The organism is Luteimonas sp. TWI662, assembly GCF_039673825.1.
In the GTDB taxonomy this organism is placed as follows: domain Bacteria; phylum Pseudomonadota; class Gammaproteobacteria; order Xanthomonadales; family Xanthomonadaceae; genus Luteimonas.
Map to the genome: position 1 here is coordinate 376,368 of NZ_JBDJMI010000001.1, position 26,222 is coordinate 402,589.

21 protein-coding genes and 1 riboswitch are annotated in these 26,222 nt (G+C 70.7%); of the genes, 9 read left to right on the top strand and 12 right to left on the bottom strand.

Annotated features, from left to right (window positions below):
• Positions 1-2: 2 nt before the first annotated feature.
• From pdeM to ABE488_RS01955, 5 genes are all read right to left on the bottom strand, one after another.
• On the bottom strand, positions 3-674 hold the full coding sequence (gene pdeM, locus ABE488_RS01935; protein ID WP_346446875.1) for a ligase-associated DNA damage response endonuclease PdeM: 672 nt from the start codon (positions 672-674) through the stop codon (positions 3-5).
• Complete coding sequence (locus ABE488_RS01940; RefSeq protein ID WP_346446877.1) at positions 667-3,165, bottom strand: ligase-associated DNA damage response DEXH box helicase; 2,499 nt, start codon at positions 3,163-3,165, stop codon at positions 667-669. Before ABE488_RS01940 ends, pdeM begins: the two co-directional genes overlap by 8 nt.
• A 61-nt stretch (positions 3,166-3,226) precedes the next feature.
• Positions 3,227-4,933, bottom strand: coding sequence for an ATP-dependent DNA ligase (locus ABE488_RS01945; protein WP_346446879.1), 1,707 nt, complete (start codon positions 4,931-4,933; stop codon positions 3,227-3,229).
• 25 nt (positions 4,934-4,958) lie between these two features.
• On the bottom strand, positions 4,959-5,963 hold the full coding sequence (locus ABE488_RS01950) for a ligase-associated DNA damage response exonuclease (RefSeq protein ID WP_346445115.1): 1,005 nt from the start codon (positions 5,961-5,963) through the stop codon (positions 4,959-4,961).
• A gap of 80 nt (positions 5,964-6,043) precedes the next feature.
• Positions 6,044-9,595: an ATP-binding protein gene (locus tag ABE488_RS01955; RefSeq protein WP_346446880.1), complete on the bottom strand. Its 3,552-nt coding sequence runs from the start codon at positions 9,593-9,595 to the stop codon at positions 6,044-6,046.
• Positions 9,596-9,746: 151 nt separating this feature from the next.
• Between ABE488_RS01955 and ABE488_RS01960 the strand changes: the two genes are divergently transcribed.
• The 3 genes from ABE488_RS01960 to ABE488_RS01970 are packed head-to-tail and all read left to right on the top strand — an operon-like array spanning position 9,747 to position 11,551.
• On the top strand, positions 9,747-10,412 hold the full coding sequence (locus tag ABE488_RS01960; RefSeq protein WP_346446881.1) for a YceI family protein: 666 nt from the start codon (positions 9,747-9,749) through the stop codon (positions 10,410-10,412).
• Positions 10,409-10,987 carry a cytochrome b gene (locus ABE488_RS01965; RefSeq protein ID WP_346446882.1) on the top strand — a complete coding sequence of 193 codons (579 nt, stop codon included), beginning with the start codon at positions 10,409-10,411 and terminating at the stop codon, positions 10,985-10,987. Before ABE488_RS01960 ends, ABE488_RS01965 begins: the two co-directional genes overlap by 4 nt.
• Positions 10,988-10,990: 3 nt before the next feature.
• Complete coding sequence (locus ABE488_RS01970; protein ID WP_346446883.1) at positions 10,991-11,551, top strand: YceI family protein; 561 nt, start codon at positions 10,991-10,993, stop codon at positions 11,549-11,551.
• A 17-nt stretch (positions 11,552-11,568) separates the two neighbouring features.
• On the opposite strand, the gene ABE488_RS01975 is transcribed toward ABE488_RS01970, so the two are convergent.
• Entirely contained in the window at positions 11,569-11,802 is a 234-nt protein-coding gene (locus ABE488_RS01975; protein ID WP_346446884.1) for a glutaredoxin family protein, read from the bottom strand.
• A gap of 49 nt (positions 11,803-11,851) precedes the next feature.
• Between ABE488_RS01975 and ABE488_RS01980 the strand changes: the two genes are divergently transcribed.
• Complete coding sequence (locus ABE488_RS01980) at positions 11,852-13,234, top strand: L-serine ammonia-lyase (RefSeq protein WP_346445099.1); 1,383 nt, start codon at positions 11,852-11,854, stop codon at positions 13,232-13,234.
• Positions 13,235-13,315: 81 nt separating this feature from the next.
• Here ABE488_RS01980 and ABE488_RS01985 read toward each other — a convergent pair whose 3' ends face one another.
• From ABE488_RS01985 to ABE488_RS02000, 4 genes are all read right to left on the bottom strand, one after another.
• Positions 13,316-14,050, bottom strand: a complete 735-nt coding sequence (locus ABE488_RS01985) for a DUF1521 domain-containing protein (RefSeq protein ID WP_346445098.1) — start codon at positions 14,048-14,050, stop codon at positions 13,316-13,318.
• 139 nt (positions 14,051-14,189) lie between these two features.
• Positions 14,190-15,278 carry a homoserine dehydrogenase gene (locus ABE488_RS01990; protein WP_346445097.1) on the bottom strand — a complete coding sequence of 363 codons (1,089 nt, stop codon included), beginning with the start codon at positions 15,276-15,278 and terminating at the stop codon, positions 14,190-14,192.
• Positions 15,275-16,510 (bottom strand): O-succinylhomoserine (thiol)-lyase, encoded by a 1,236-nt coding sequence (locus ABE488_RS01995; RefSeq protein WP_346446885.1) that lies wholly within the window; start codon positions 16,508-16,510, stop codon positions 15,275-15,277. The genes ABE488_RS01990 and ABE488_RS01995 overlap by 4 nt, the downstream gene beginning before the upstream one ends.
• Positions 16,507-17,565 carry a homoserine O-succinyltransferase gene (locus ABE488_RS02000; protein WP_346446887.1) on the bottom strand — a complete coding sequence of 353 codons (1,059 nt, stop codon included), beginning with the start codon at positions 17,563-17,565 and terminating at the stop codon, positions 16,507-16,509. Before ABE488_RS02000 ends, ABE488_RS01995 begins: the two co-directional genes overlap by 4 nt.
• A 96-nt stretch (positions 17,566-17,661) precedes the next feature.
• Positions 17,662-17,790, bottom strand: a riboswitch (SAM riboswitch).
• Between the two features lie 364 nt (positions 17,791-18,154).
• Between ABE488_RS02000 and ABE488_RS02005 the strand changes: the two genes are divergently transcribed.
• From ABE488_RS02005 to ABE488_RS02020, 4 genes are all read left to right on the top strand, one after another.
• Positions 18,155-18,895, top strand: coding sequence for a M23 family metallopeptidase (locus tag ABE488_RS02005; RefSeq protein ID WP_346446889.1), 741 nt, complete (start codon positions 18,155-18,157; stop codon positions 18,893-18,895).
• A 71-nt stretch (positions 18,896-18,966) separates the two neighbouring features.
• Complete coding sequence (locus ABE488_RS02010; protein WP_346446891.1) at positions 18,967-20,568, top strand: peptide chain release factor 3; 1,602 nt, start codon at positions 18,967-18,969, stop codon at positions 20,566-20,568.
• An 84-nt stretch (positions 20,569-20,652) separates the two neighbouring features.
• A complete protein-coding gene (locus tag ABE488_RS02015) occupies positions 20,653-21,306 on the top strand; it encodes a hemolysin III family protein (protein WP_346445092.1) in 654 nt (217 codons plus the stop codon).
• 94 nt (positions 21,307-21,400) lie between these two features.
• Entirely contained in the window at positions 21,401-23,380 is a 1,980-nt protein-coding gene (locus ABE488_RS02020) for an AsmA family protein (RefSeq protein ID WP_346446893.1), read from the top strand.
• Between the two features lie 3 nt (positions 23,381-23,383).
• On the opposite strand, the gene ABE488_RS02025 is transcribed toward ABE488_RS02020, so the two are convergent.
• A complete protein-coding gene (locus ABE488_RS02025; RefSeq protein WP_346446990.1) occupies positions 23,384-24,376 on the bottom strand; it encodes a glycosyltransferase family 2 protein in 993 nt (330 codons plus the stop codon).
• An 8-nt stretch (positions 24,377-24,384) separates the two neighbouring features.
• Positions 24,385-25,092 (bottom strand): monofunctional biosynthetic peptidoglycan transglycosylase, encoded by a 708-nt coding sequence (gene mtgA / locus ABE488_RS02030; protein ID WP_346445088.1) that lies wholly within the window; start codon positions 25,090-25,092, stop codon positions 24,385-24,387.
• Positions 25,093-25,221: 129 nt separating this feature from the next.
• Between mtgA and ABE488_RS02035 the strand changes: the two genes are divergently transcribed.
• Complete coding sequence (locus ABE488_RS02035) at positions 25,222-26,127, top strand: Hsp33 family molecular chaperone HslO (RefSeq protein ID WP_346446895.1); 906 nt, start codon at positions 25,222-25,224, stop codon at positions 26,125-26,127.
• Positions 26,128-26,222 lie beyond the last annotated feature (95 nt).

A 26,222-nucleotide genomic window follows, 5' to 3' on the forward strand; every position in this document is an offset into this window, starting at 1 on the left:
GGTCAACCCACCGGCAGCGCCACCACCGCCCCCGGCGCGCAGGGATAAAGACGCAGGCCCGGCGATGGTGCGATCGGCAGGCCGCCGGCAAACGCGGTGAACGCCGGCAGCAGGCCGGCATCGTGCGCGAATACGAAGGCCGGCAAGCGGGGCAGGCCCGGCAGACGCACCACCGGATGCAGGTGGCCGCCGAGGCGGTAGCCCGCGACATCGGCCGCAACCGCGTCGTCGACGTCATGCACGAACGCGAACGGCGGCTCGTGCAACAGCGCGCCGTGCAGGCGCAGGCCGAGCGTGCGCGCCAGCTCGGGCGCGGCGCGCAGGGCGCGATCGTGATTGCCGCCGACCAGGTCGACCGACAGCGCAGGGCGGCCGGCGCGCCAGGCCTGCCAGGCTGCGCGCCACGGCGCGTCGCGCGCACCCGCGTGCAACAGGTCGCCGAGCACCAGCAGTCGCGTCGCGCCGCTGGCTTCGATCAGCCTGTCGAGCCGTTCGAGGTCGTGCTCGGTCCCGCCCCGCGGCAGCGCGATGCCGGCCTCGCGAAAGTGCTGCGCCTTGCCCAGATGCACGTCGGCCACGACCAGCGTGCGCCGCCGCGGCCACAGCAGCGCACGCTCGGCGAACAGCCGCAGCGGTTCGCCGCCGATCTCGATCTCCAGAGTGCCGTCAGCCACGGTTGCGCCGCTCCAGTTGTGCGGCGGCGCGCTGCACGCGTGTGCGCCAGTCCTCGGTGCTGAGCTGGCCGCGCATCGACTCGGCCCATAGCGGGAACGACAGCGGGGTGAACGTCCGCAGCGGGTGCAGGTCGAGTCTGCGGGCACTGCAGTCCTCGAGCGTGGTGCGCAGGTGCACCACGTCCAGTTGCGCGGCAAACACCTCGCGCTCGGCCAGCGCCAGCAGCATGTGATCGGGGTCGTGCCGGCGCAGCACGTCGAACAGCAGGCCGCTGGAGGCCTGCAGTTGGCGCATCGAGCGCGGCGCACGTCCGGGCAGCGACGGCGGCAGCAGACCGGCGACGCGGGCGATGTCGCGGAACTGGCGGCGGGCGAGCTCGGCCAGATTCAGGCTTTCGCGCAGGTCATCGATCAGCGCCTCGGGCGAGAGCATCGTCTCGACATCGAGCGCGTCCAACTCGACCTCCTGCGCCGGCGAGAGCACCAACCCGTAATCGTTGGCGGCGAACGAGAAGCTGTTGGCGTGCAGGCGCCCCCAGCGCAGCGCCAGCAGCGCGGCCAGGCCCTCATGCACCTGACGCCCGGCAAACGGGAACACGAACAGGTGCCGCGCACCGCGCGCGCGGATCCATTCCACCAGCAGGCGGCCCGGCGCCGGCAGCGCCGACAGCCGCTGCTGCAGGTCCAGCAGCCGACCGATCGCGCGCAACTCCGGCGCATCGCGCGGGCCGGCGAACAGACGCTCGACCTCGTGCGCCAGCATGCCCGACAGCGACATCCGTCCGCCCTGCCACTTGGGCACCGTGCCGCTGCCCGCCTTGGCCACGCGCACGTACGCGGTCATGTCTTCCAGCCGCACCAACTCCAGCGTGCGGCCGGCGAACTGGAACCGGTCGTGCGGTCGCAACCGACCGACGAAACTTTCCTCGACCGAGCCCAGTCCACCACCGCGCAGCAGCTTCACACGCACCGCGCCGTCGCTGGCGATCGTGCCGATCGACAGCCGATGGCGCAGCGCGATGCGCCGGTCCTCGACCCGGTAGACCCCGTCCTCGCCGCGCACCACGCGGCGGAAGTCGGGGTAATGCGCCAGCGCCGCGCCGCCCTGGACGATGAAATCGAGCACCGCGCGCCAGGCCAGCGGGTCGAGCGTGCGAAATGCATGGGTCCTGCGGACCTCCTCGTAGAGTGCGTCGGCCTCGAAGCCGCCCCCCAGCGCCAGCGTCACGCAATGCTGGGCCAGCACATCAAGGCTGAGCACCGGCGGCGGACGCGATTCGATGGTGCCCGCGGCAACGGCGGCGCGGGCGGCGGCGTACTCGACCAGCTCCAGTGCATGCGTGGGCACACAGACCACGTGGCCGGCCTCGCCCGGGCGGTGGCGCGCACGCCCGGCACGCTGCAGCAACCGCGACACGCCTTTCGGGCTGCCGATCTGCAGCACCTGGTCGACGGCGGGAAAGTCGACGCCCAGATCGAGGCTGGAGGTGGCGACCACGCAGCGCACGCTGCCGGCGCGCAGGCCCTGCTCGGCGGCCGCCCGCAGCTTCGGGTCGAGCGAGCCGTGATGCAGCGCCAGTGTCTCGGGCGCCTCCGGCCATACCGCCGACAGCGCGCGGTGCCACAGTTCGGCCTGCGATCGGGTGTTGGCGAACAGCAGGCTGGTGCGCTCGGCCATCAAGCGCTCGAGCACGCGCGGCAGCTGCGCCAGGCCCAGATGGCCGGCCCACGGAAAGCGCTCGTCCTCGCCGGGCAGCAGCGTGTCGAGCGTGAAACGCTTGGGCGCCACGCCCGCGACCACCTGGGCCTGCGGACAATGCGGCAGCAACGCATCGCGCGCCTGCTCCAGATTGCCGAGCGTCGCCGACACGCCCCAGATGCGCAGCGCCGGTTCGAGCCGACGCAGCCGCGCCAGCGCCAGCTGCAGCAGCACGCCGCGCTTGTTGCCGAGCAGTTCGTGCCATTCGTCGACGATCACGCAGCGCACGGACGCCAGCAGCGGCGCGGTGTCGGCATAGGACAGCAGCAGCGACAGCGATTCGGGGGTGGTCACCAGCACCTCGGCCTGGCCGCTGCGCGCCAGCCGCCGGTCGCGCGCGCTGGCGTCTCCAGTGCGCATGGCGACCGTCCAGTCCAGGCCGACCGCCTCGATCGGCGCGCGCAACGCGCGCACGGTGTCGACGGCAAGCGCGCGCAGCGGCGTGATCCACAGCACCTGCAGCCTGCGCGCCGCGTCCTTGCCACCGCGCGCGGGGCGCTTCACCGGGGCCGCCGGTGCTCGGCCGGACGCGCGCCGACGCGCGGCCAGCGCTTCGAGCAACGGCCCGCCGAAGGCCGCCAGCGTCTTGCCGCTGCCGGTCGGGGTCTGCAACAGGCCCGACTCGCCAGCGAGATACCGACGCCAGACCTCACGCTGGAACGGCGCCGGACGCCAACCCTGGGCGGCGAACCAGGCGCGCAGCGGCGCATCGGGGCCGCGCAGCCGCGTCATTGGCTCCCACCACGACGCAGCCACAGGCGCCAAGCCCGAGCGCGATCGCCGGACGACGCCGTCACCGCGCGAGCGCCCGCAAGGTCTCGAGCCGATCGGCCTCGGCGATCGGCTTGTCGCGGCGCCAGCGCAGGATGCGCGGAAAGCGCACGGCGATGCCGGATTTGTGCCGGCTCGAACGGTTGACCGCCTCGAAGCCGAGCTCGAAGACGTGGTGCGCGGTGACCGAACGCACCGGGCCGAAGCGCTCCAGGGTATGGGCGCGGATCCACTTGTCGAGCGCGAGGATTTCGCGGTCGTCCAGCCCCGAGTAGGCCTTGGCGACCGGCACCAGCGCGTCGCCGTCCCACAGCGCGAACGTGTAATCGGTGTAGAGCGTGCTGCGCCGGCCGTGGCCGGCCTGTGCGTAGATCAGCACCGCGTCGATGGTCAGCGGGTCGATCTTCCACTTCCACCAGTCGCCGCGACGCCGGCCGGCCTGGTAGCGGGCGTCGGCGCGCTTGAGCATCAAGCCCTCGACGCCGCGCGCGCGGGCATCGGCGCGCAGCGCGGCGGCCTGCGCCCAGTCGGCGGCGTCCACGCGCGGCGAGATCACGATGCGCGGATCGTCGTGCGCGGCGACCAGGGCCTCGAGCATCGCCCGACGCTCGGCCTGCGGCCGGTCGCGCCAGTCCTCGCCGTCGAGTTCAAGCAGATCGTAGACCTGCACGCGGACCGGCGTGTCGGCCAGCGTCTTGGGCCCGGGCTTGCGGCGCTGGATGCGGGTCTGCAGCGCGGTGAATGGCATCGGCGCGGGTTCGCCCGACCGCCAGGCGAGGAGTTCGCCGTCGAAAACGCAATCGCGCGGCAGCGTCAGTGCCGCCGCCTCGATCTCGGGGAAGCGCCCGTCGAGGCGTTCCTCGCCGCGCGACCACAGCGCGATGTCCGCGCCGCGACGGATCAGCTGCAGGCGGATGCCATCCCACTTCCATTCCAGCAGCCAGTCGTCGATCGGACCGAGTGCGCGCGCGACCGCATCGGGATCGTTCGCCAGCGCCGGTGCCGCAGCATCCGTATCGGGAGCCGCCTCGACATCGGTGCCCGCGTCCTCGCCCGCCGCGTCGGGACGCAGCGCCTGCTCCAGCGGCGAGGCGAGGAAGAACGGATACGGCTGGCGCCGATCGCCGGGCAGTTCGTCGGGCGAAAGCAGGTCACGCAGGAACTGCGCGCTTGGCGTCCAGCTGCCGAGCATGCGCTGGGCGATGCGCGCGATGTCCAACCCGCTCATCTCCGCCAGCGCCTGCTGCACCAGTCGCTGCGAGACGCCCACGCGCAGCGCACCGGTCAGCAATTTGTTGAACACCAGTCGCTCATCGAAGGCCAGCGAGGCCCAGGCCTCGACCACCAGCGTGCGCCGGACTTCGGGGTCGCGATTGGCGAACGGAATCAGCCGCCGTTCGATCCAGTCTGCCAACGACACGTCCTCGGCCGGCGCCGTGGGGTCATCGAGCAGCAGCGCCAACGTCTCGGCCAGGTCGCCGACCTGGTCGTAGCTGTCGTCGACCAGCCAATCGGGCAACCCTGCGACCTGGCCGATCCACTCGCGCAATTCGCGGGTGTTGGCGATGCGCCGGCCCGCCCCGGCCACCTTGCCGCCGGCCAGCAGAAACAACGCCCACGCCGCGTCGTGCGGTGGCGTGTCGCGGAAGTAGTCGACCAGTGCCGCGCGCTTGTCGAGCGTGGCAGTGCTGCGGTCGAGCTCCCGGTACAGACGGGCGAAACGCCTCATACGCCCGCCCTCCTGCGCCCGACGCTCATTCTTCGTCCCCGAAATCGGTGCGGAAGGCTTCGGCCGCGATGCCGTCTTCGCGCAGCGCGCGGATGATCGCATCGGTGTTGCCGTGGGTCGCGATCACCCGCGCGGCGCCGGTCTCGCGCACGGTCCGCATCAGATCGGGCCAGTCGGCGTGATCGGACACCACGAAGCCGCGATCGTAGTTGCGGCGGCGCCGGTTGCCGCGGATGCGCATCCAACCCGATGCGAAGCCCTGCTGCGCGCGCCGGAACCGGCGCATCCACGCACTGCCAGCCGCCGATGGCGGCGCGATGATCAACCGGCCAGCGAGGTCCGCGCCCCGGTCGGTCTCAGCGACCGGCAGCGTGTCGAGCATCGCGATGCCGGCGCGCCTGTAGACTTCGACGCCGGCCGCGACCGCACCGTGCAGCAGCGCCGGCCGATCGGTGTGCGCGGCCAGTTCGGCCAGCACGCGTTGCGCCTTGCCCAGCGCATAGCAGAACAGCACCGCCGCTTCGCCCCGCGTCTCGCATTGCGCGCGCCAGGCCTCGATCTCACCGGCAACCTCCGCGGTGTCGGGCCAGCGGTACACCGGCAGGCCGAACGTGGCCTCGGTGATGAAGGTGTCGCAGCGCACGATCTCGAACGGTGCGCAGGTCGGGTCGTGCTGGCGCTTGTAGTCGCCCGAGGCGACCCACACCTCGCCATCGACCTCCACCCGCACCTGGGCCGAGCCCAGCACGTGGCCGGCCGGATGCAGCGAGACCATCGCCGCGCCCATCTGGAACGGCGCGCCGTAGTCGTGCGCGACGTAGATCTGCTCGCCCAGGCGCCACTCCAGGATCGGCAGCCCGGCGCGCGCGGTGTGGTAAGCGCCCATGCCGGTGCGCGCATGGTCGCCGTGGCCATGGGTGATCACCGCCCGCGGCACCGGACGCCACGGATCGATATGGAAATCGCCGGCCGGGCAGTACAGGCCCTCGGGGCGCAACTGGATGAGGTCGTCGCGCCGCGCTTTCGGCATGCGGGCGGTGGACGGCGGACGGGAAGCGGCCATGGCGGCAGTCTGGCGACGCCGCCGTGCAGGCGATGCCAAGCCGCCGCTCAGCCCTCGAGGTCGTCCAGGCCGCCGCCTTCGTGGATCGGCCGCCAACTCTGGGCCAGGGCGTCGGCCAGCATCTCGCCGGTCAGCGGCTTGCGCAAAAAGCCGTCGAAACCGGCCGCACGCGCCGCCGGCTCGGCCTCGGCATCGGCGCGCGCGGTCACCGCGACCAGCGGGCGGTCGAAGCCCTGGGCACGCAGCATGCCGGCCAGCGTCAGGCCGTCGATGCCGGGCAGGTCCAGGTCGAGCAGCGCGATGTCGAACACCTGGGTCCGCACTTCGGTCAGCGCGGCGAGCCCGTGCATCGCATGCGCGACCCGGTGGCCCTGCGCCTCGAGCAGGCCCCGGATCACGTCGGCCACGGTCTGGTCGTCCTCGACCAGCAGGACCACCAGCCCGACCGCCGCAGTGATGCGCTCGTGGCCTTCGAAGCGCGTGCGCCGCGGCGGCGTGGCGACCTCGGCCAGCGGCAGCACGACCGTGAACCGGGTGCCTTCCCCGAGGGTGCTCTCGACATCGATCCGGCCGCCCATCGCCAGCGACAGCTCCTGGCTGATCGCCAGCCCCAGGCCGCTGCCGCCGTAGCGCGCCGCGGTCCGCGCACCGTCGGCCTGCTCGAAGCGCCGGAACAGCCGCTGGCATTGCTCGGGGCTGAGTCCCGGCCCGGTATCGCTGATCTGGAAGCGCAGGCCCTCGGGCGGACGCGCGATTCGCAGCCCCACCCGCCCATCGTCGGTGAACTTGATCGCATTCCCGATCAGGTTCAGCAGGATCTGCCGCACACGCACCGCATCGCCGTGCACCCAGGCCGGCACGCCATCGTCGAAGACGACCTCAAAGCCCAGCGCCTTGTGCCGGGCCATCGGCGCGGAGAGCGAGACGATGTCCTCGATCAGCGCGCGCAGCTCGAATGGCTGTGGATCGAGTTCGAGCTTGCCCGCTTCGATCCGCGCCAGATCCAGCGCATCGTTGACCAGGCGCATCAGGTGGTCGCCGGCGCGGCGGATGGATTCGGTGTAGCCGCGCTGCCGGGCATCGAGCGGCGTGTCGAGCAACAACTCGCTCATGCCCAGCACACCGGTCATCGGCGTGCGAACCTCGTGGCCGAGCGTAGCCAGAAACCGGCTCTTGGCCAGCGACGCCTGCTCGGCGAGTTCGCGCTGGCGTCCGGCCAGTTGCAGTTCCGCGCGCCGCCGCACACGCCGGCGATAGATCGATGCGCCCCACAGTGCGAACACTCCCATCGCGCAGATCAACAAGGTAAGCGCCCACCAGGTCTGCCACCACGGCGGCAACACCCGGAACCGCAGTTCCTGCATCGGCGCGGCGTTGCCATAGGCGTCGCTGGCGCGGATGCGCAGCACGTAGTTGCCGGGTCGTAGGCTCGAGAACACCCGGTCGCCGTTTGCGCCCTGGTCGATCCAGCCAGTGTCCAGCCCCTGGAGCCAGGTCCAGTAGTGGTTCGACCCCGGGTCGTCGTAGGACAGCAGCCGGGCCGAAACGCGCAGTTCGCGGTCGTCGGGGAACAGTTCGGGGTTGGTGCCATCCAGCGGTTGCCACAGCCCGTCGCGGCGCACGTCCAGACCCAGGACGCGCAGCTTCGGCTCGTTCACCCGACCGGTCTCCTCCGAGGCGGTGTTGATGATGGCCACCGAGTCGACCGCGGTGCCGGCCGCGAGCAGGCCGCTGCTGCTGACCGCGATCGAGCGGAACAGCATCTCTTGCGACGACAGGCCGTGCTCGCTGCCGTAGCGGCGCATGCGCCGGGCCTGCGGATCCCAACGGTAGAGCCCGCGCCGGGTGGAGACCCAGACCCGTCCGCGCACGTCGACCGCCAGCCCCATCGGCATCACCGACGGCAGCCCCTCGCGCGTGCCGATCCGCTCCTGCCGCGCCCAGCTCCCGCCCGCGCGCTGCCAGCGCTCCAGGCCGTCGCGCCCGGCCGCCCAGACGGTGTCCTCGCCCTGCACCGCGACCGCGTAGTACGGCTGCTCGCCGCTGACGATCACGAACCGACCGGCCTGCGGGTCGAAGTAGCCCAGTCCCGGAACGGACGCCGCCCAGGCGGTGTTGTCGGGCGCGACGTCGAAGCCGTAGACGCCCTCATGGACCAGCGGATCGTCGCCGGCCTGCCACAGCATGCGGCCGGTGTCGCCGTCGCGGTGCTCGACCCCGTAGCCGCCCATGCTGCCGGTCCACAACGTGCCGTCGGGGGCGGCGCGCACGATGTTGTAGCCCACGCCGTGCGCGACCGAGGTCCCTGGCTCGCCCTCCCACTCGCTCAGCGTGCCGTCGGGTCCGTGCCGGAACAGCCCGCCGACATGCCCGATCCACAACACGCCGCTGCGCGTCTCGGCCATGCCGAGGATGCGCTGGTTGGCCAGGCGCGCGCGTGCTGTGCCGTCGAGCCGGGAGACCTGCAGCGCCTGGTCGACGTGTTCCACGACGCCGGTTTCCGATCCCAGCCACAGCCCACCGTCGTTGGCCGGCGCGATCGTCGCGTATCCGTGGCCCTGCAGGCCGCGCTCTCCGCGTACCAGCTCGGCGACGTGCCGCCAGTCCGAGCGCAGGAAGCCGACGCCCTCGCCCGGCGCCGATGCCCACAGCGCGCCGTCGGGCTGCAGGAACATCGCCCGCGCCGGAAACGGCCGCGAGGCGTCCCTGCCGACCGGCACCGGGGTCGGGATCCCATCCTCCGACAACCGCCACAGGCCGCGACGCGTGCCCAGCCAGTAGCCGCCGCGCGGATCGGCAAGCATCGACAGCACGCTGTTGGGGCGGGCGAACATGCCCGACCACGGACGCCAGTGCCACTGACCATCGCGCGTGCGCACAAACAGCCCGCGCGCGCTCGAGGCCCAGACTTCGTCGCCCATCGCCTGGACGTCGGTGACCGTCAGCGGCATGTCGCCGCCCGGCAGCGGCTCGCGCCAGACGCGGCGACCGTCGTAACGGGCCAGGCCCGCCATCGTCGCGATCCACAGCATGCCGTCGCTGTCGAATGACAGACTGACGACGTTGTCGCTGGGCAGCGTGCGCGGGTCGCCGGGATCATGACGCAGATGCACGAAGCTGCCATCGGCGCGCAGGCCGTAGACACCATCGGTGCCCAGGCCCATCCAGATCTCGCCCGGGCGGCTGGCGAAATCCCAGACATCGCCGAGCCGCGCTTCGGGATGGGCGTCGATCCGATAGGGTCGAAAGCCCGCCGAGCGGTCGCGGTCCATCACCGCCACGCCGCCTTCCTGGGCGGCCACCCAGACGCGGTCCTCGTGGTCGACGTGCAGCGCCTGCAGATTGTTGCCGGGGAAGGCGTCCGCCGCTTCGGGATCATGCTGCCAGACCACAAACCCGGCGCCGTCGTAGCGGGCCAGGCCATCTGCGGTGGCGATCCAGACGAAGCCGTCGCTGTCCTGGGCGATGCCGGTGACGTCTGACGTGGGCAGGCCGTCGGCGACGCCGAGCACCCGCAGGCGCGGCATCTCCGGCGTCGCGGCCAGGACACCGCAGGCGAACGTCCAGATCAGCGCCAGAGCGGCGACACGCTTCCACATGGGCCCGACATCCCTTTCCCCGCGGCCTTGCCCGCAACGCGCGATGCTCGCAACGCATCGTCCCGGATGCAAGCGGCGCCGCAGCTGCGCGACCGTGCGATTCGGGCCTAGAATCCACGCATGCCGTCCGCGGCGACCGGAGCCTGAGACGATGCGACTGCCGCGGCGCCTGTTTGTCCCCTGCCTGCTGCTGGCGCTGAGCTGCGCGCCAGCGGCCGCGCGACCGGTGCAGTACGCGCTCGACCCGGTGCACACCCGGGTGATGCTCGACATCGAACACGCCGGCCTGTCGAAGGCGATCGGCACGGTGTCGGGCAGCCAGGGCACGCTGATCTTCGATCCTGCGGACTGGTCGAGCGCGCGGGTCGAGGTCTCGGTGCCGCTCGAGCGCGTCGACTTCGGCGACGACCGCTGGAACCGCGCCGTCCGCGCGCGCAATCTGCTCGACACCGAGCAGCATCCGTCCGCCACGTTCGTCTCCAGCCGCATCGAGCCGCGCGATGCCACGCATGCCATCGTCCACGGCACGCTGACGTTGCGCGGCGTGTCCCGCGAGGTCGCGCTCGATGCGACGTTCAACGCCGCACGTCGCCACCCGATGCCGCCGTTCCGACGCATGGTCGGATTCTCGGCGACCGCACAGCTGTCGCGGGCGGACTTCGGGATCGACGCCTGGCCGTCGATGATCGGCGACACGGTCGGCCTGCGCATCGAACTCGAAGCAGTGCGCGAGCGGGGCGCGGGCCGCGACGATGCCGACGCGGATGCGGACGACGCCGCGGCGGGCACCCACTCGCCTGGAGACGACACCCCATGACCCTGAAGAATGTCGAGCGCTGGGGCGCGGTCAGTCAACTGCTGCATTGGACCGTCGTGGTGCTGATCCTGGCGGTCGGCATCATCGGCCTGACGATGGGCGACATGCGGCCCAGCCCGACCAAGGTCCAGGTCTATGCGCTGCACAAATCGCTGGGCCTGACGATCCTCGCACTCGCGGCACTGCGGCTGGCCTGGCGGCTGTTCGCCGGCGCGCCACGCCCGGTCCCCGGCACCCCGCGCTGGCAGGACCGCCTCGCCACGCTCACGCATTGGCTGCTGTACGCGCTGCTGCTGGCGATCCCGCTCAGCGGCTGGACGTTCAATTCGGCCGCCGGCTACCCGCTGCAGTGGTTCGGCCTGTTCAACCTGCCGGCGCTGGTCGCGCGCAGCCCGGACTTGCGCGGCCTGGCCGGCCAGGCGCACGAGTTGCTGTTCTGGACGCTGGTGGCATTGGCGCTGCTGCATGCGGCAGCCGCGCTGTATCACCACCTGTTCCTGCGCGATGCCACGCTGGCACGGATGCTGCCGCGTGGATGGTTACGCTCTGCCTCCCCACCCTCACCCCAGGACTGACCGATGCCCCTCGCTCCCCGCTTTCTGTTCGCGGCCGCGCTCGCCGTCGCGATGCCGCTCTCCGCCTCCGCCGCCGATTACGTGCAGGCCGCAGGCTCGTCGTTGGCCTTCGCCGGCAAGTACCAGGGCGAGGTGTTCACCGGCACGTTCCCCGACTTTCGCACGACGCTCGCGTTCGATCCGGCCGACCTGACCGGCGCGAAGCTTGAAGTGACGATCCCGATCGCGACCGCGACCACCCGCAACGACGACTACGACGGCGAGATGCGCGGCGCGTCGTTCTTCGATGCCGCCCGCTTCGCCCAGGCGACCTACACCGCGACCCGGTTCCGCGACCTGGGCAACGGCCGATACGCCGCCGACGGCGAGCTCGCGCTGCGCGGCGTGCGCAAGCCGGTCACGCTGACCTTCACCTGGACCCCGGGCCCGCGCCCGCTGCTCTCGGGCCGGGCGACCGTGCGTCGCCTGGATTTCGGCGTCGGCGGCGGCGAATGGGCCGACACCGGCACGATCCCCGACGAAATCGCGGTCGCCACCCGGGTCTACCTCAAGCCTGCGAACTGACGTCGCGCCGCCCGCCGTCAGGCCAGCATCCGCCGCACCGCGTCGGCGTCGAACGGCCAGTCCAGTTCGACGCCGCGCGTGGCATCGTGCAGTACGGGCACCCGGTTGCCGTAGCGCGTCTCAAGCGCGTCGTCGTCATCGATGAAGACGCTGTCGAACGCAGGCGCGCGCGCCTGCGCCAGCACCTCGAGCGCGAGATCGCACAGATGACAGTCGTCGCGCTGGTACAGGATCAGGGCCGGGGTCGTCATGCGGCGTCGCGTCAGGCATAAAACGGGAAGCGGGCCGTAGAATAGCGCGATGGCTGTCAGCACCTTCGACCTCTACAAGATCGGCATCGGGCCGAGCTCCTCGCACACCGTCGGGCCGATGCGCGCCGGTGCCCGCTTCGTCGCGCGCTGGCTCACCGAGCCCGGCCGCCTGCACGAGGTCGTGCGCGTGCGCGCGGAGGTCTTCGGCTCGCTGGCGCTGACCGGCCGCGGCCACGGCACCGACAAGGCGCTGATGATGGGGCTGGAAGGGCACATGCCCAACCGCATCGACCCGGACATCATCCCCGATGCGCTGGCGCGCATCCGCGGCGAACGCCGGCTGCGGCTGGGCGGGACCCACGAGATCGACTTCGACGAGAAGCGCGATCTGGTGATGAACAAGCGCCAGAAGCTGCCGTTCCACACCAACGGCATGCGCTTCACCGCCTACGGTGCCGACGATGCGGTGATCGCCACGCGCGATTACTACTCGGTCGGCGGCGGCTTCGTCGTCAACCAGGACGAGGCGGCCGAAGACCGCATCGTCGCCGACACCACCCAGGTGCCCTACCCGTTCGCCAGCGGCGACGAGCTGATCCGCCAGGCGCAGGACAGCGGTCTGGGCATCGCCCGGCTGATGCTGGAGAACGAAAAAGTCTGGCGCAGCGAGACCGAGATCCTCGATGGCCTGCGCGAACTGTGGGCGGCGATGCAGTCGTGCGTCGCGCGCGGCATCCGCGAGGGCGGCACCCTGCCAGGGGGGCTGCACGTCACCCGCCGCGCGCCAGCGCTGCATGCCGAGCTCGCCGCCAAGCCCGAAGCGGCGATGCGCGACCCGCTGACCGTACTCGACTGGGTCAATCTCTACGCGCTCGCGGTCAACGAGGAGAATGCGGCGGGCGGACGCGTGGTCACCGCGCCGACCAACGGTGCGGCCGGCATCCTGCCGGCGGTGCTGCACTACTACGACCGCTTCATCCCCAATGCCAACGAGCAGGGCGTGTTCGACTTCCTGCTGACCGCGGCCGCGGTGGGCATCCTCTACAAGGAGAACGCCTCGATCTCCGGCGCCGAGGTCGGCTGCCAGGGCGAGGTCGGCGTGGCCTGCTCGATGGCGGCCGCCGGACTGACCGCGGCGCTGGGCGGCACACCGAGCCAGATCGAGAACGCCGCCGAGATCGGGATGGAGCACAACCTGGGCCTGACCTGCGATCCGATCGGCGGCCTGGTGCAGATTCCGTGCATCGAGCGCAATGCGATGGGGGCGGTGAAGGCGATCAACGCCTCGCGCATGGCCTTCCGCGGCGACGGCAAGCACAAGGTCAGCCTGGACAAGGTCATCCGCACGATGCGCGAGACCGGCCGCGACATGCGCGACAAGTACAAGGAAACCTCGCGCGGCGGTCTGGCGGTGAACGTCATCGAGTGCTGAGCCGCCTGCGCGGCGCCTTGCCTACCGCAAACGGAAACGGCGCGCCGCGGTCGCGGCACGCCGTTTTGGGAGACGCGTGGATCAGGCGCGGATCGACAGCGTCAGGCTGAACTGCCACGGCACCGGCTGGGCGTTCGGCTCGGGCGCACGGTCGGGGTTGTCGCTGCCCAGCGCCAGGCCGCCGTTGAAACCGATCGACATCAGGCCGGTGAAGAACGAGAAGATCTCGGCAAAATGGGCCAGGAAGTTCGGGCCGCCGTTCTTCAGCTCGTCGGTGGCATTGATGAAGGCCTGGTCGACATTCTGGATGTTGCCGTTCTGGTCGACGGCGATGAAGCCACTGCCGTTCTCGTTCTCCAGCAGCACATTGCCGTCGCGCACGGCGGCATCGAGCAGCCGGCCGCCGCCGGCGAATTCCTGGAACGACAGGTCGCCGTAGGTGTTGCTGTCGACGCCGGAGATCTGCACGCCGTAGTCGCCGTCGGTGATCGTCACCACCGAGGCCACTGTCGCGCCATTGCCGCCCTGCTCCCACGGCGTGGTCTCGATCGTGACCTTGGTCCCGTCGTCGAGCAGGAACGTGGTCTGGCCCCAGAAATCGAAGGCGTGCTTGCCGTCGATCTCGACGTGGGGATCGCCCCAGATCCGGTAGTTCTCACCCGTGTTCTTGTTGAACACCACCACCTCGTCGTTGTCGCCGGCGGTGATGCGGTAGTTGTCGTTCTCGAACTGCACACGGCCGTCGGCGGTGCGCTGGGTGCTGGCCGAGCTCTGTGTCGACGGCAACTGGCCGCTGACGCTCAACGAGACGGACATGCTCAAGGAGGATGGGTTGGACATGATGGGATACCCCTGTGATCGACATGGAAACTGAATGACGCCATTCCAGCGCGCCGTTCAGCCTGCCGCCATCCGGGCCAACCCCATCTAGGGCTTGCCCCACCCTTGTCGCGGGTCAGCGCCGCGTGCAGGCCAGGACATCGTCGAGCAGCGCGGCCGCGGTGACCTCCGCGCCAGCGCCCGGGCCCTGGATCACCAGCGGCTGTTCGCGGTAGCGGTCGCTGTGGATCGCCACACGGTTGTCGGTCCCGCCGCCTGCGCACAGGGGGTGCAGCACGGGCAGCGCACGCAGGCCGACGCTGGCACCACCAACCGCATCGAAACGCCCCACCACGCACAGCCGCAGCCCTTCAGCGGACGCGGCGGTCCAGCGCGCCTCAAGCGCGGCATCGAGCTCGGCGAAGCCGTCATCGAGCGCTGCGGCAGCGCATCGGGCCAACGCCGGCGGCACCAGCGATTCGACCGCCACCTGGTGCGCGGACAGCGGCAGGCCCGACGCCCTCGCGAGAATCAGCAGCTTGCGGCGCACGTCCTCGCCCGACAGATCGATGCGCGGATCGGGCTCGGTGAAGCCGGCGGCGCGGGCCTCCTGCACCCACGTCGAAAACGGGCGGCTACCGTCGAACCGGGCGAACAACCAGGCCAGCGACCCCGACAGCACCCCCTCGACCGCGTGGATGCGGTCGCCGCCGGCGACCAGCGCGCGCAGGCTGCGCAGCAACGGCAGCCCCGCGCCGACCGTGGCACTGTCGCCGTAGCGGCCGCCGCCTTCACTGCCGACCGCCTCGGCAATCGCCTGCGCCCGGCCGAGCTCGCCGCCGGTGCCGAGCTTGTTGGCGGTGACCACGTGCACGCCGCGCGCCAGCCACTCGGGATGCCAGTCGGCGACGGTCTCGCTGGCAGTCGCATCGACGACGATATCGCCCGGCCGCGGGCTCTCACCCTCGGCCCAGGGCGGAAAGCCGTTGCGCCGACTCGCCGCGATGCGCGCCTGTTCGAGCACCGCCACCGGATCGTCGCCGCAGGCGATCTGCGTGCGCGAGTTGCAGATCCGTGCCACGGCCGGCAGCGCCACGCCCTGCGCGGCCAGCCGCTGATAGCGCGCGACGAAGGCACTGCCGACGGTGCCGGTGCCCAGCAATGCGAGCCGGGCGGGCTGCGGCTGCGTCCGGCGCGCACGGCGCAGGGCCACGACCGTGCTCATGCGTCGGCTCCGGCGCGGATCGCCGGCGCCTGGCCGGCGACCGTGGCCGCGCGCGCCAGCGCTGCCTGCAAGTCGGCGAGCAGATCGTCGAGCGCCTCGATGCCGACCGACAGCCGCAACAGGCCCTCGGAAATGCCGGCCGCCTCGCGCGCCTGCGCGCTCATCGCGGCGTGGGTCATCGTCGCCGGATGCGCGACCAGGCTCTCGACGCCGCCCAGCGACTCGGCCAGCGTGAAGTACTGCAGACCGTCGACGAACGCGCGCACCGCCGCGCGCGGATCGGGACCCGACAGTTCGAACGACAGCATCGCGCCGAATCCCGACTGCTGGCGCGCGGCGACCGCGTGCCCGGGGTGCGAGGCCAGGCCCGGGTAGTGCACCTTCGCCACCGTCGGATGCGCGTCCAGCAAGTCGACGATGCCGGCGGTGTTCTCCTGGTGCACGCGCAGCCGCGCATCGAGCGTGCGCAGCCCGCGCAGGGTCAGGAAGCTGTCGAACGGCGAGCCGGTGATGCCCAGCGCATTCGCCCACCACGCCAGTTGCGCGTGCACCTCGGCATCGCGCGCGACCACCGCGCCGCCGACGACGTCGCTGTGCCCGTTGATGTACTTGGTGGTCGAATGCAGCACCACGTCGGCGCCGAACGCGATCGGCCGCTGCAGCGCCGGCGACAGGAAGGTGTTGTCGACCACGGTCAGCGCACCGGCGCGCTGCGCGGCCTCGATGACGAAACGCAGGTCGGTGATGCGCAGCAAGGGATTGGAGGGCGTCTCGATCAGCACCAGCTTCGGCCCGCGGGCCAGCGCATCGGCCAGCGCGCGCGGGTCGGTGAGATCGGCGGTGACCAGTTCGAAATGCCCCTTGCGTGCCAGCGCATCGAACAGCCGCCAGCTGCCGCCGTAGGCGTCGTGCGGCACCACCAGCCGGTCGCCGGGCTGCAACAGTGTATTGAGCACCAGCGTGATCGCGGCCATGCCGGTCGGTGTGACCACCGCGCCGGCGCCGCCCTCGAGCGCGGCCAGCGCCTCGCCGAGCAGGTCGCGGGTGGGGTTGCCGCTGCGCGTGTAGTCGTACTCGCGCTTGCGGTCGAAGCCCTCGAAGCTGAAGTTGCTCGACAGCACGATCGGCGGGGTCACCGCGCCGTAGGCCGGATCGCGGTCGATGCCGGCGCGCACCGCGCGTGTGCCGGGGCGACACGCGGCCGGATCGAAGGACGGGCTCTGGATGCTCATGCGGGATCTCCGTGGTCGGTGTCGCGCAGGGCGACGGCCAGGATGGCGTCGATGCGATCGGTTTCCTTGAGGAAGGCGTCATGGCCGTAGGGCGAGCGCAGCACGCGCAGCCGGCCGTGCGGGCCAAGGCCCTCGAGCAGCGTCACCGCGTCGGCCAGCGGTACCAGCCGGTCACCCTCGACCGCGACGACGGTCGTCGGCACCCGGATCTGCGCCGGCTCGATCCGATGCAGGTCGATCGATTCGGACAACCGCAGCCACGCGGCGACCGGTGTGCGAGCGACGTAGCGCGCACCGGCGGCGTCGAGATAGTCCTCGGCCGCCACGCGCACGCGGCCGTTGACGACCTCGGGCGCAGCGTCGAAGCGCTCGGCGAACTCCTCGGGCGTGCGGTAGCTGAGCATCGCGAACTGCCGGGCCAGCGACAGGCCTTGCGCGTCGGCGCACTGCAACTGCCCCAGCGCGACGGTCTGGCGCTGCAGCGCACGCCACGCGGCGGCATAGGGATGTGCGCGGTGCGCGCCGCTGACCGCGACCAGCCGCTGCAGCCGGCCGCCGTGGCGCACCGCGAACTGCAGTCCGACCAGCGCACCGTAGGAATAGCCGACAAAGGCGTGCAGCACCGGGATGTCGAGCGCGTCGAGCAGCGCAGCGATCGCATCGGCCTGGTCGGCGGTGTCGATCGGCGCATCGAGCGCGCCGTCGGCGCCGATGAAATCGAAGGCCAGCACCTGCGCACGCGCCGGGTCGAGCGCACGTCCCTTCCCGACCAGCGTCTCGGACCAGCCCGGCTCGGAATACGAAGCGCTCGAGGCGACATGGCGATGCGCGGAGATCCCGCCGGCCACGAACACCACCGGCGCACCTGGCCTGCCGCGCAGTTCGTAGCGCAGGCCGACGTGGCGCAGCCCAGCGTGGCGCATCGGCAGCGCGATATCGATGCGGCCGCGCACGGCGCGGTCTTCGGTCGCGGCGTTGGAGGGCGGCGACGTGGGCAAGAAGGCCGGATCGGGACCGGCATCGAAATAGCGGGGCGCGGTGTCGACAAGACTCATGGCGATGTCCAGGTGGGAACGGACCATCGCGTCTTGCGGGGGATGCCGGAAGCCGCCGACTCGGCGGATGCGTTGCCTCGATGTCGAAGCGACACACGACCATCTTCCGGTGGACGCACAGGTCCCCGCAGGACTTGGCACCGCGACGGGGCCCGCGCAGCGCGCGGATCCCATCAGGTTGCCCCGGCATCAAAGGGCCTGTCCCTCCGCCGGTCTCGATGGATGTCGCGCAGGTTGCCAGCGCCCACCCACGATGTCAATCGCTTCATCCGGATGCAGAGATGGAATTTGTACGGAGCGATGCCGCGGATCGGCCGCTGCGCCACCGATGCCGCCGGCGCCCAGGAACACCAGGCCAATAGCCGACGGGCGATGGCCCGGCATAATCGAGTGCATGCGCCGCTTCCCTCCTCCCGGTCAGGCCCGGCGCGCGAGCCCCCGCGGCCCGACAGTCGGTGCCGCGCTCGCCAGCGGCCTTGCGGGCCTGGCGCTTGCGCTGTCACCGGCCGTCGTTTCGGCCCAGACGCCGTCCACTGGCGCATGGCCGGCATCGCCGCCCGCTCCCACCCAGTGGTCGCCGGGAACCGCCGTGCCGCCAGTTGTCCGGCTGCAGCGGCAGCCCGTTGGCAGGCGCGTGGGCATCGTCGCGGAGAACACCCTGGCCGGCCCGGTGGAAGTGCTGCTGACCGCCGACGGCGCGACGCCGGGCAGCGATCCGCCGCTGCCGGCCCGGGCGACCGTCCCGGCGTATGGCCGCACGCTCGTGGCCTGGCTGCCCGATGCCGCCGACAGTGCGGTCACTCTCGCGCTCACCGCCGTGCCCGGCCATCCCGGCGCGCGCCCGCGCGATGTCGAGTACGGCTACCCGCTGCGCGGCGCCCCGCTGCGGGTCGCCCAGGGCTTCGGCGGTGGCTTCAGCCATCGCGCCCCCGAGCACGCCTACGCCGTGGATTTCGCGGTCGACGCAGGCACGCCGGTCCTGGCCGCGCGCGACGGCACCGTCATGCAGACCGAGGTCGCGATCGGGGGCAATACGCGCATCGGCACGGCGCACGACGACCCGGCCCGCGCGAACTTCGTGCGGGTGCTGCACGACGACGGCACGATGGCGCTGTACGCGCACCTGCAGCGCGGCGGCGTGATCGTCGCGCCGGGCGAGCGCGTGCGCCGCGGCCAGATCCTCGGCTTTTCCGGCGACACCGGCGCCAGCACCGGCCCGCACCTGCATTTCGCGGTCCAGGCCAACCGCGGCCTGCGCCTGGAATCGCTGCCGTTCCGCATGTTCGGCCCCGGCGGAATCCTGCGCTTCTCCGCGCCTCCACCGGACTGAACCGACCCGCCGCGTATAATCGCCGGCTCCCTGAAGCCTCGAGACCGCACGCGCGCGCGTGCGCCGCCTGCATGCCCGACGTCGCCACCGAAGCCGCCCGCCGCCGTACCTTCGCGATCATCTCGCATCCCGACGCCGGCAAGACCACCCTCACCGAGAAACTGCTGCTGTTCGGCGGTGCGATCCAGATGGCCGGCTCGGTCAAAGGGCGCAAGGCCGCCCGCCATGCGACATCCGACTGGATGGCGCTGGAGAAGGAGCGCGGCATCTCGGTCACCAGTTCGGTGATGCAGTTCCCCTACGAGGGCCGCATCGTCAACCTGCTCGACACGCCCGGCCACGCCGACTTCGGCGAGGACACCTATCGCGTGTTGACCGCGGTCGATTCGGCCTTGATGGTCATCGACGTCGCCAAGGGCGTCGAGGAGCGCACGATCAAGCTGATGGAGGTGTGCCGCATGCGCGACACACCGATCATGACCTTCATCAACAAGCTCGACCGCGAGGGCAAGGACCCGGTCGACCTGCTCGACGAGGTCGAGCGGGTGCTCGGCATCCAGTGCGCCCCGGTGACCTGGCCGATCGGCATGGGCCAGCGCCTGAAGGGCGTCGTGCACCTGCTCACCGGCGAGGTGCACCTCTACGAGCAGGGACGCAACTTCACCCGCCAGGACTCGACGATCTTCCCGTCGCTGGACGCGCCCGGCCTGGCCGCGCGGATCGGCGAGGCGATGCTGGCCGACCTGCGCGACGAACTGGAGCTGGTGCAGGGCGCCAGCCATCCGTTCGACCTTGCGGCCTATCGCGCCGGGCGGCAGACGCCGGTGTTCTTCGGCTCGGGCGTCAACAACTTCGGTGTGCAGCCGCTGCTCGATTTCTTCGTCGAACACGCACCGCCGCCGCAACCGCGGCCGACCACCACGCGTACGGTGGCGCCGCAGGAAGACAAACTGACCGGCTTCGTGTTCAAGATCCAGGCCAACATGGACCCGCAGCACCGCGACCGGGTCGCGTTCATGCGCGTGTGCTCGGGTCGGTTCGCCGCCGGCATGAAGGCCTTCCACGCGCGCAGCGGCAAGGAGCTCAAGCTCGCCAATGCGCTGACGTTCATGGCCAGCGACCGCGAGATCGCCGCCGAGGCCTATCCGGGCGATGTGATCGGCATCCACAACCACGGCACGATCTCGATCGGCGACACGTTCACCGAAGGCGAACCGATCGCCTTCACCGGCATCCCCAACTTCGCGCCCGAGCTGTTCCGCCGTGCGCGCCTGCGTGACCCGCTCAAGCTCAAGCAGTTGCAGAAGGGCCTGGCGCAGCTCAGCGAGGAAGGCGCGACCCAGTTCTTCAAGCCGCTGATGAGCAACGACCTGATCCTGGGCGCGGTCGGCGTGCTGCAGTTCGACGTGGTCGCCTACCGGCTCAAGGACGAGTACGGCGTGGACGCGATCTTCGAGCAGGTGCAGGTCTCGACTGCGCGCTGGATCCGCTGCGACCCCAAGACGCTCGAGGACTTCCGCGACAAGCACGCAGGCAATCTCGCGATCGACGCGGCCGACCAGTTGGTCTATCTGGCGCCGACCCGGGTGAACCTGCAACTGGCCGAAGAGCGCGCACCGGGTGTCGAGTTCCTGGCCACGCGCGAGCATGCGCACGCGATGCCGGCCGTCTGACGGCCGGCTCGACCGGCGCGGTCTGACAGGACCGCGCCGCGGGGGTCATAATCCGGTCGGTCCCTCCCCCGCCGGACACCCATCATGCCCTCCCCCGCCCTGTCGCTCCGCGAGAAGCGCGAGGAATTCGCCAGCGCGCTGACCCACGGCCTCGGCGCGACCGCCGCACTGGCGGCGAGCGCAGTGCTGATCACGCTCGCCGCGCTGTTCGGCAACGGCTGGCAGCTCGGCGCCTCGATCGTCTTCGGCGTCACGCTGCTGCTGCTCTACCTGGCCTCGACGCTCTATCACGCCGTCCACCATCCGGTCCTCAAGGGCCGGCTGAAGGTGTTCGACCATTGCGCGATCTACCTGCTGATCGCCGGCACCTACACCCCGTTCACGCTGATCGGGCTGCGCGGCACACTGGGCTGGTGGCTGTTTGGCACCATCTGGACGCTGGCATTGGCCGGCGTGGTCTTCAAGCTGTTCTACACCGGCCGCTTCCGTGGCCTGTCGACCGCGATCTATGTGGCGATGGGCTGGCTGGTGGTGATTGCGATCGGCCCGGTCGCCGCCGCGCTCGATACCTGGACGCTGAGCTGGATCATCGCCGGCGGCGTGTTCTACACCCTGGGCACGTTCTTCTATATGCGCGAGTCGATTCCCTACGCGCATGCGATCTGGCACCTGTTCTGCATCGCCGGCAGCGTCTGCCACTACGTCGCGGTGCTGGCGCAGGTCGTCCCGGCACGCTGAACCGCGCAGCCGGGCGCTGAACGCGCCGCAACGGATTCACCCGGGCTTGATCGATCCGGCGGGATGGTGCCTCGCAAACAGGATGCGAGCCGCGATGACCGATTCCACGCCCACTGCCGTACCGCCGCAGCGTCCGCCCGCCGCACGCCTGCGCGGCGCGTTCTCCGGACACCCAGGGCGCATCGTGCTGGGGGTGATCGCAGTCCTGGTGCTGCTGCTGATCATCTTCTGGGACTGGAACTGGTTCAAACGCCCGGTCGAGCGCATCGTCCACGCGCAGACAGGACGCGTGCTGCAGATCGGCGGCGACCTCGATGTCGACCTGGGTCGGGTGACCACCGTGCGTGCGGACCGCCTGCGTTTCGCCAACGCCGACTGGGCCAAGGACAGGACCATGGCCGCGGCAGACCGGCTGGAGCTGCAGGTCGAGGTCTTCCCGCTGCTGCGTGGCCGCATTCGACTGCCCGAGATTCGCCTGGCGCGCCCGGTCCTGCTGCTCGAGACAAATCCCGACGGCGGTGGCGGCAACTGGACGCTCGACATGGGCGATGGCGACGGCGAGCCGATGCAGATCCGCCGTCTCTGGGTCGACGATGGGCGCCTGCGTTTTGTCGACGCACCGAGCAAGACCCGCGTCGATGTACGCCTGGCCAGCCGGCCCTCGCGCGCGGGCGCCGACGCGGCGCCGGCGATTGCGATCGACGGTGACGGCCAGTGGAGCGGCAATCGCTTCACGCTCGAAGGCGTGGCCGAGTCGCCGCTCGCGCTGCAGGACGAAGACAAGCCCTACCACCTCGACCTGCGCGCGTCGGCGGGCACGACCCACGCACACGCGCGCGGCAGCCTCACCGCGCCGTTCGAACTGCGCGACTTCGACCTGCAGTTCGCGCTGTCGGGCCGCAACCTGGACCATCTGTACCCACTGGTCGGCGTCGCGTTGCCCGACACCCCGCCCTACGCCCTCGACGGGCGCCTGACTCGCGACGGCCAGACCTGGCATTACGATGGCTTCACCGGCAAGGTCGGCCAGAGCGACCTCGGCGGGTCGGCCGCTTTCACCGTCGGCGGCGAGCGACCGTTCCTGAAGGCCGACCTGGTGTCCAGGCGCCTGGATTTCGATGATCTGGCCGGCTTCATCGGCGGCACCCCGGACGCCGAAGGCGATACCCCACTGGATCCCGAACTCGTCCAGCGCGAACAGGCGCTGGCCGCAAAGGGCAAGGTGATTCCCGACACCCCCTATGAACTGGGCAAGTTGCGCTCGATGGACGCCGACGTGCGTTTGCGTGCGCAACGCATCAATGCCCCCAAACTGCCGATCGACGACATGGATGCCCACCTCAAGCTCGAGGCCGGGCTGCTCCGGCTCGATCCGCTGAACTTCGGCGTCGCGGGCGGCAACATCCGCTCGACCATCCGGATGGATGCGCGCAACGACACCATCGACACCCGGCTCCAGGCCAGCGTCCGCCGCGTCGACCTGGGCGGCCTGTTCCCCGACACCGCCCTCGCCAGCCAGGCAGTGGGCAAGATCGGCGGCGATTTCAACCTCGCCGGCACCGGCAACTCGGTTGCCGCGATGCTGGGCAGCGCCAACGGCGACATCGCCGTCGGAATGGGCAAGGGCCGGGTCAGCAACATGCTCGTCGAATTGGCGGGGATCGACATCTACGAAACCCTGAAGTACCTGATCGGCAAGGACAAGCAGATTCCGGTGCGCTGCGCATTCGCCGATTTCGGCGTACAGAAGGGCGTCATGCAAAGCCGCTCGCTGGCATTCGACACCACCGACACGCTCATCGTCGGCGACGGCCGCATCGATCTCGGCCAGGAGACGCTGGACCTGGAACTGCGCCCGCGGCCCAAGGACCGCAGCATCCTCGCGCTGCGCTCGCCGCTGGTGATCGGCGGCACCTTCGCCGATCCCAGTTTCCGCCCCGACATGGCCCGCCTGGGCCTGCGTGGCGCGATCGCCCTGGCGCTCGGCTCGATCGCGCCGCCTGCAGCACTGCTGGCGACCCTGGAGTTGGGCGGCGGCGAGGACAGCGACTGCGGCGGCGCCTACGCCAAGTGAGCCTCAGCGGCCGTGGCGGTCGTCGCCTGGATTGTCGACCGCCGGCGCGGCAGCCCCCGCCGGGTGCCAGTCGCGGATGAAGTAGAGCGGACGCTGCTTGGACTCCTCGTACAGGCGGCCCAAGTACTCCCCGATCACGCCCAGCGCCACCAGTTGCACGCCGCCCAGGAACAGGATCACGGCCATCATCGTCGGCCAACCGGCCACGCGGTCGCCGAACAGCATCGCCTTGGCGATGACCCACAGCGCGAACGCGAAGGCCCCGAACGCGGTGAACACACCCACGTAGGTCGCCAGGCGCAACGGCGCGGTCGAGAAACTGGTCACGCCTTCGAGCGCGAAGTTCCACAGCCGCCAGAAGCCGAACTTCGTGCGCCCCGCCAGACGCGCATGCCGCTGGTAAGGCAACGCGACGCGGTTGAATCCGATCCAGCCGAACAGCCCCTTCATGAAGCGGTGCCGCTCGCGCAACTGGCGCAGCGCGGCCAGCGCACGCGGCGAGAGCAACCGGTAGTCGCCCGTATCGGCCGGCACGGGGGTCTTGGCGAGCCGCTGCATCACCCGATAGAACACGTGCGCGGTGAGCTTCTTGATCCACCGCTCGCCCTCGCGGCTGACCCGGGTCCCGTGGACATCGTCGTAGCCCTGGCGCCACAGCGCGACGAAGCGCGGGATCAGTTCCGGCGGATCCTGGCCGTCGGCATCGAGGATCATCGCCGCACCTTCCGTGACCAGGTCCAGGCCGGCGGTCAGCGCGATCTCCTTGCCGAAGTTGCGCGACAGCCGCAGCAGCGACACGCGGCGATCCGAGGCGGCCAACCCTTGCAGCACTCCCCAGGTCTCGTCGACGCTGCCGTCGTCGACGTACAGCACGCCCGCATCGACGCCATCGTCGGCGAGCGCCTCCATGACCGCCGCGATCCTGGGGTGCAACAGCGGTAGCGACCGCGCCTCGTCGAACGCGGCGATGATGATCGTCAGCCGCTCGGCCTGCACGCCGGCGCTCATCGCAGCGCCTCCAGATAGCCCTCGCCGCCGATCTGGCGCGCATTGCGTTCAATCCACTGTGCCCGGCGCTGCACATACGGGCCCGGACGCGCGGCGTTGTAGCGCCGCGGACTCGGCAGTACCGCCGCCAGCCGCGCACTCTGCGCACGCGATAGTTGCGCCGCGTCCTTGCCGAAATGCGCGCGCGCGGCCGCCTGGGCACCGTAGATGCCGTCGCCGAACTCGGCGACGTTCAAGTAGACCTCCAAGATCCGGGTCTTGGGCCAGAGCAGTTCGATCAGCACCGTGTACCAGGCCTCCAGCCCCTTGCGCACCCAACTGCGCCCGCTCCACAGAAACAGGTTCTTCGCCGTCTGCTGGCTGATCGTGCTCGCGCCCCGGGTCGAGCGGCCACGCGCGTTGTGCGCGCGTGCACGCTCGATCGCCTCGAGGTCGAAGCCACGGTGCCGCGCGAAGTTCTGGTCCTCGGCGGCGATCACCGAGACCGCGAGCGACGGCGCGATCTGATCCAGATCGCGCCACTGGTGGTAGAGCACGAAATCGGCCTCGCCGCCGGTCCAGGCCTCGACCTGGCGGAGCGCCATGACCGTCGAGAACGGCGGATCGATCACGCGCAGCACCAGGACCTGCAGCACGGTGAATCCGATCGCCAGCACCGGCAGCCACAGCAGCCGGCGCAGCCATCGGCGCCGACGCGGTGCCACATCCCGATGTCCAACGCCTGCTTGCGCCGCGTTGCCCTCGCCCCCATCTTCTCGAACCGACTGCATCATGGCGGCCACTGTATCGGGCACGCCCGATGCCGCCAATCGCCGCCGCTTTCCGACGAACCCATGACCGAAACCTCCGCTCCCGACAGCGACCGGCTGTCCCGCTTCCTGCTCCAGCGCGCCGGCGTGCGCGGCGTCCGCGTGCACCTGACCGAGACCTGGCGCCGGGTCCTGGCGAACGCCCGCTATCCCGCCTCGGTCGAAGTCCTGCTGGGCGAGGCCTGCGCGGCCGCCGCACTGTTCACCGGCCATGCCAAGGTCGATGGGCGGCTGTCGGTGCAACTGCGCGCATCCGGCCCGCTGCGCGCGCTGTTTGCCGAATGCACTGCCGCCGGCACCATCCGCGGCATCGCGCGGATCGCCGAGACGGGCGCTGCGACCATCTCGCGCGACCTGCGCGCGCTCGGCGACGACGCGATCCTGGCGCTGACGATCGAAAATCCCGCCCAGGGCCGCGACCCGATGCGCTACCAGGGCCTGGTCGGCCTGCAATCCGAATCGCTGTCGGGTGCGTTCGAAGACTACTTCCGCCAGTCCGAACAGCTGCCCACGCGCGTGCTGCTCGCGGTCGAAGGCGACCACGCCGCCGGGCTGATGCTGCAAAAGCTGCCGGGCGACGAGGGCGACGAGGACGGCTGGAACCGGGCGAGCATCCTGTTTGACACGCTCTCGACCGGCGAACTGCTTCGATGGCCCGTCGAGACGCTGTTGGCGCGCTTGTTTCCCGACGACGACCCGCAACTGCTCGGCGATCGTCCGCTGGCCTTCGCCTGCTCGTGTTCGCGCGAGCGCGTGGAGGCGATGCTGGTCTCGCTGGGCGAAACGGAGGCCCGCGCGGCGGCCATCGATGGCGAGGCGTCGGTGACTTGCGAGTTCTGCGGTCGTGTCTACCGATTCTCCGAGGACGAGATCGAGCGCTTGCTCGCGGCCCCGGTGGCCAGCGGCGAGGTCTCGGACCGGTTGCAGTAGGGGCCCTGCCGGAACAGCGGCAGGATTGTTAAATAAACATAAACCCTCTAGAGTAGGGTCGGTGAATCTGGGGAACTTCCCGGCAACGACCGGGT